This is a genomic window from Pseudoflavonifractor phocaeensis, assembly GCF_016901735.1.
Taxonomy (GTDB): domain Bacteria; phylum Bacillota; class Clostridia; order Oscillospirales; family Oscillospiraceae; genus Pseudoflavonifractor_A.
Genome location: NZ_JACLZC010000112.1, coordinates 1 through 4,279, shown reverse-complemented (window position 1 = coordinate 4,279; position 4,279 = coordinate 1). Strand labels below are relative to the sequence as shown.

Annotated in this window: 6 protein-coding genes and 1 pseudogene; 2 read left to right on the top strand and 5 right to left on the bottom strand. The window is 48.7% G+C overall.

What is annotated here, in order from left to right; all coding sequences use genetic code 11:
• Positions 1–299: 299 nt before the first annotated feature.
• The 4 genes from H7U37_RS14450 to H7U37_RS14435 all read right to left on the bottom strand — a co-directional run bounded on the left by H7U37_RS14450 (position 300) and on the right by H7U37_RS14435 (position 3,111).
• Positions 300–446: a hypothetical protein gene (locus H7U37_RS14450; RefSeq protein ID WP_006573143.1), complete on the bottom strand. Its 147-nt coding sequence runs from the start codon at positions 444–446 to the stop codon at positions 300–302.
• A gap of 134 nt (positions 447–580) precedes the next feature.
• On the bottom strand, positions 581–781 hold the full coding sequence (locus tag H7U37_RS14445) for a hypothetical protein (protein WP_119346631.1): 201 nt from the start codon (positions 779–781) through the stop codon (positions 581–583).
• Positions 782–1,110: 329 nt separating this feature from the next.
• A complete protein-coding gene (locus H7U37_RS14440; protein ID WP_204876807.1) occupies positions 1,111–1,533 on the bottom strand; it encodes an RNA polymerase sigma factor in 423 nt (140 codons plus the stop codon).
• A 435-nt stretch (positions 1,534–1,968) separates the two neighbouring features.
• Positions 1,969–3,111: an acyl-CoA dehydrogenase family protein gene (locus H7U37_RS14435; RefSeq protein WP_204876804.1), complete on the bottom strand. Its 1,143-nt coding sequence runs from the start codon at positions 3,109–3,111 to the stop codon at positions 1,969–1,971.
• A gap of 177 nt (positions 3,112–3,288) precedes the next feature.
• Here H7U37_RS14435 and H7U37_RS16135 point away from each other — a divergent pair, with 177 nt between their 5' ends.
• Entirely contained in the window at positions 3,289–3,843 is a 555-nt protein-coding gene (locus H7U37_RS16135; RefSeq protein WP_272873495.1) for a LysR family transcriptional regulator, read from the top strand.
• Positions 3,833–4,174, top strand: coding sequence for a LysR substrate-binding domain-containing protein (locus H7U37_RS16130; protein ID WP_272873494.1), 342 nt, complete (start codon positions 3,833–3,835; stop codon positions 4,172–4,174). The genes H7U37_RS16135 and H7U37_RS16130 overlap by 11 nt, the downstream gene beginning before the upstream one ends.
• A gap of 17 nt (positions 4,175–4,191) precedes the next feature.
• Here H7U37_RS16130 and H7U37_RS14425 read toward each other — a convergent pair.
• Positions 4,192–4,279: pseudogene (locus tag H7U37_RS14425) on the bottom strand (IS5/IS1182 family transposase); the annotation flags it as partial.

Here is a 4,279-nt window from a genome sequence, read left to right as displayed (position 1 = left end):
GGCATCCCTCCTTTATCATAACTGTCTTTTCATTCGCCACAAATGAGCCGCCAGTCATGATGTAATGTTTTTTGGTGTAATCCACCCTCTATACATTACATCATGGTTCTGGATGCTGTTGGACTCGCTGTCCATATTATCATCACGGCTCAGTCGGCAGTAGAGAGCGGCCGTGCCGGTAGAGATTTTCTTGCTTGACTGTTTCAAAATATCCTCCTTCCTGCAATCAAGCAAGAGGTTCTTATCTATATATATTATACCTCTGCCGACTGCCCGTGTTAAGGATGTCGATGGAACAGTTAAGCTGGCTCCAGATCGGCCAGCATCAGCTTCAACAGGATGTCGCGCATGGACTCGCCTTTGTCCTTGTAGACGGGCGTGACAATGAATTGGATTTTGCCGACTTGATAGGTGTATTCCTCCTTGACGGGTACGGGATCTTCCATGTGGGCCTCCTTCCAGAGCGATAAGAAACAATGACCGACAGTCCCCCTTGTCCCGTGGGGAAACGCAAAAAGGCGGCACCTTCAGCGGTGCCGCCCTCTTGCCTTGCTCCACTTTGGGACAACTTGTCCCAAGGTCAGTAGGGACTGTTCTCAAAGTGCTGCTGGGCCTCCTCCAGCCCGCAGAAATCAAAGACCTCATGGAGCTCCGCCACCACACGCCGGATGTCCGTGGGAGAAAACCCGCAGTTTTCCATAGCGTAAATGACATAGCCACGGCAGGCGTTGTTGCTCCACGGCTGTGCAAGCAGGGCCGCCAGTTCGGGATCATACTTCATGTTGGTTTCCTCCTTGATAAAAGTTTCGGGAGCGCCACGCTCATTTCCTTGGCCCGTCATAAGACAGCAATACTCAGCATGACTCTCCCGAGGGAGCGTCGGCCCGGAGGGGCAAGCGGCCAGCTTGTCCGACTGCGGATCGTGGCCGTGGGGTGGCTTGTCCCACTTGCGGCGCTGGTGTTGTTCGCTCGTTCTCCTACCGGAAAAGTCACAGCGCACCCGCCGCTTGGCTCCCCGCTCTATGCCTCGAGGCCGTCGCTATTCAGTTGTTGATCGGATGTTACTCCTCTCATATACCAAGGACATCTGGCAGATCAATTCGGACGGGTTTACAGGCACTTTTTCAAATACTGTTTCATCTTCTCAAGTCCCCGCTCCACAGAGCGCCGCACAGCACTCTCATGGACACCCTCTGCCCTTGCTACTTCGGAATAGCTCTTGCCGAGGATCACACAGGCATCCACCCGGCGGCCCTGCGTTTCCGGCAGAGAATTGAGCGCAACACACAGATGGCAGAACAGCTCCATGCGTTCCAGCAGCTCCTGCGGGGTGGGTTCAGAAACACAGGCGGAGTATTCGATCCCGTCCTCGCAATCGAGGGAATACTGCGCCTTGTTGCGGACAATCCGCCGCTGATAGGCAGCCTCGTACAGTCTGCTTGCCCGGAGCTCGTCAGCCACTTCCTCGGAAACCTCTATGTATTCGTCGTGGGTGTACCACGGGTAAAAGTCTTTCAGATTGATGGTCGTCATTTGTAATTCCTCCGTTCAGATGGTTAGGGTGTGAATGGCGATCTGAACGGAGGGCGGCGGAGATCGGCAGCCGGGGGCGCCTTCACCTACTTCGGGACAATTTGTCCCAAGGTAGATAAAACAAAATGCGCCTGCGTGACATAACAGCACGCAGGCGCAGGAAATTACATATTCACTTAAAAACTGACAATTTTCGCATCCGCCACCGGATTGATCCCATCGGAAAAACGAACTTTTTTTGATAGGTTAGGCGGATGGAAAATGAAAAAGGGCACGGCATTACCTCCCCGATGCTGCGTTATTCTAAAAGCTAAACTGCTCTCATAAACTAAATTTCAAAAAACGGCGGCGGTTTTAATTTTTCAATCAAAACCGTCGCCGTTTACTTAGAAGTTAGGCCGGGTGATAAGGGACGGCCTACTTGGTGTAGAAAAATTACTTAATTCCCATCGCAGCGGAAATTACCATGCGCTGAACTTCGCTGGTGCCCTCATAAATCTCGGTGATCTTGGAATCACGCATGAACCGCTCAAAGGGATAGTTACTGGATACGCCATCAATACCGACCAGATCAATGCAGCGCCGAGTTACATCCACCGCAGTTTCAGACGCAAACAACTTACCCATAGCAGCATACTGCGCATAGGGCTCACCGTCCTGTTTTGCTTGTGCGGCACGCTGAACCAGCAACCGGGCCGCATCCACCTTGGTCTGCATATCGGCAAGCTGGAATTGCGTGTACTGGTACTTAGAAATCAACTGACCGCCAACGCTGTGCTCAGTCACATATTTTTTACAGCAGTCAATCGCTCCCTGAGCGATACCAACAGCCTGAGCGCCGACGCTAATGCGTCCGCCGTCCAAAGTGGTGAGGGCCGTTTTGAAGCCCTTGCCTCGCTCACCCAGTAAATTATCTTTCGGGATTTTGCAGTCCTGGAAAACCAGCTCATAAGTAGCAGAGCCACGGATGCCCATTTTCTTCTCTTTTTTGCCAAAGGTAAAGCCGGGGGTTCCTTTTTCCACAATGAAAGCGGAAATACCACGGCTCTTCTGTTCGGGATCTGTCACGGCGCTGACAAAATAAATATCTGCGTAAGAGCCGTTCGTAATAAAAATTTTGGAGCCATTGAGCAGCCAATGATCTCCCATATCTTCGGCTCGAGTTTGCTGACCACCCAGATCTGTACCCGCACCGGGCTCTGTTGCACCAAAAGCGCCCAGCTTTTCTCCCTTCATCAGCGGGACAAGGTACTTTTCTTTCTGTTCCGGGGTACCAAGGACAGAAAGGGCGTAGGCTCCCAGAGAGTGGTGTGCAGCGAACATGATGGATGTTGTAGCGCAGTATTTTGCCAGTTCTTCCACCATAGCGATATAGGTCAGATAGGAGTGACCACCGCCGCCAACCTCTTTGGGGTAGCAAACGCCCATCATGTTCATCTCACGCAGACGAGCAAGCGCCTCGGAGGGGAACCGCTCCTGTTCGTCCAATTCAGCGGCCAGCGGAGCCACCTCGTTGACTGCAAACTCGTGAATTTGGTTAATCAGCCTTTCTTCCTCTTCGGTAAAATGAAAATTCATACTTGATCACTCCCTAATGTTTTGAAAATATAACACGCTTGATACTTGTCATATCTTGCCTTCGAGATTATAATAGCATCAAGAAACATTCAGAAAAAGCGAATAATTCAAAACATGAAATTCGATTTTATCGAATAGTCGGAGGGGAAAATGGACACAAAAAATCTGGTCACATTTATGACCATTTTGGAAACAGGAAGTTTTCAAAAGGCTGCCACACAACTAAACTTTGCTCCGTCTACGGTAACATCCCAAATTAGACAATTAGAGGACGAATTTTCCATTCAACTGTTTGAAAAAGTTGGGCGTAAAATGGAACTGACGCAAGCTGGGAAAGACATTCTTCCCTATGTCGAGAAGATCCTGCAAAATGTCGAACAGATTATGAACTACAAAAAGGATGCGTCAGAACTTACAGGGACTTTAAGACTTGTTGCACCAGACTCCATCTTTATCTATGTCATGCAACCAGTCATCAAGGCTATTTTGCACGATGCTCCCCATATACAGCTCATCATCAACTCGTGCCCGTCTGATGACATCAATGATGCCATTGTGAACGGCTCTGCGGATATAGGGATTGACTGTGACAAAGGGAACTTTCCTGACTCTGTTCTTCATCCAGCTTCCGGGCCATTTCAAGCCTGCTTAATCGGTTCACCTTTCTTAAATCCCGGTGAACTGGATTTTATAACCCCCCCACCAGAGGAAACCAATCGCTATGATTTATAATGAGCCAAACGCCAACTACCAAAAGAAAATAGACAGTTATCTGGAGGAAAAAGATATTGTGCTGCGGCCATCTATGAAGTTGCAGAGCATTGAAGCCGTCAAACGAAGCGTTATGAACAATTTCGGAATTGCTTATGTTCCAAAATTTTCAGTAGAAGAAGAATTAAAATCAGGAGCCTTAATACAGCTCAATACCGAATTAGATAATGATCTATATCCAGCTGTTTGCGTATATCATCGGAATAAATGGATTAGCCCACAAATGGAAGTTGCTTTCAAAATTTTAAGTGAACAACTGGGAATTCGTTTTAATCAGTCTAACATGAACTAAATAGTGTGTACACAAGTTCAGGCTAAAACGGCGCACCAAATAGCAATGCAACGAATTTGCACTGCGGCGAGAAAAGATGCTGTATTTTTAGCATATCGCGTGGCA

Bases quoted from the DNA above. Each gene is read 5' to 3' on its own strand.
- H7U37_RS14450 (WP_006573143.1), bottom strand. From the start codon at position 446: ATGGAAGATCCCGTACCCGTCAAGGAGGAATACACCTATCAAGTCGGC.
- H7U37_RS14445 (WP_119346631.1), bottom strand. From the start codon at position 781: ATGAAGTATGATCCCGAACTGGCGGCCCTGCTTGCACAGCCGTGGAGC.
- H7U37_RS14440 (WP_204876807.1), bottom strand. From the start codon at position 1,533: ATGACGACCATCAATCTGAAAGACTTTTACCCGTGGTACACCCACGAC.
- H7U37_RS14435 (WP_204876804.1), bottom strand. From the start codon at position 3,111: ATGAATTTTCATTTTACCGAAGAGGAAGAAAGGCTGATTAACCAAATT.
- H7U37_RS16135 (WP_272873495.1), top strand. From the start codon at position 3,289: ATGACCATTTTGGAAACAGGAAGTTTTCAAAAGGCTGCCACACAACTA.
- H7U37_RS16130 (WP_272873494.1), top strand. From the start codon at position 3,833: ATGATTTATAATGAGCCAAACGCCAACTACCAAAAGAAAATAGACAGT.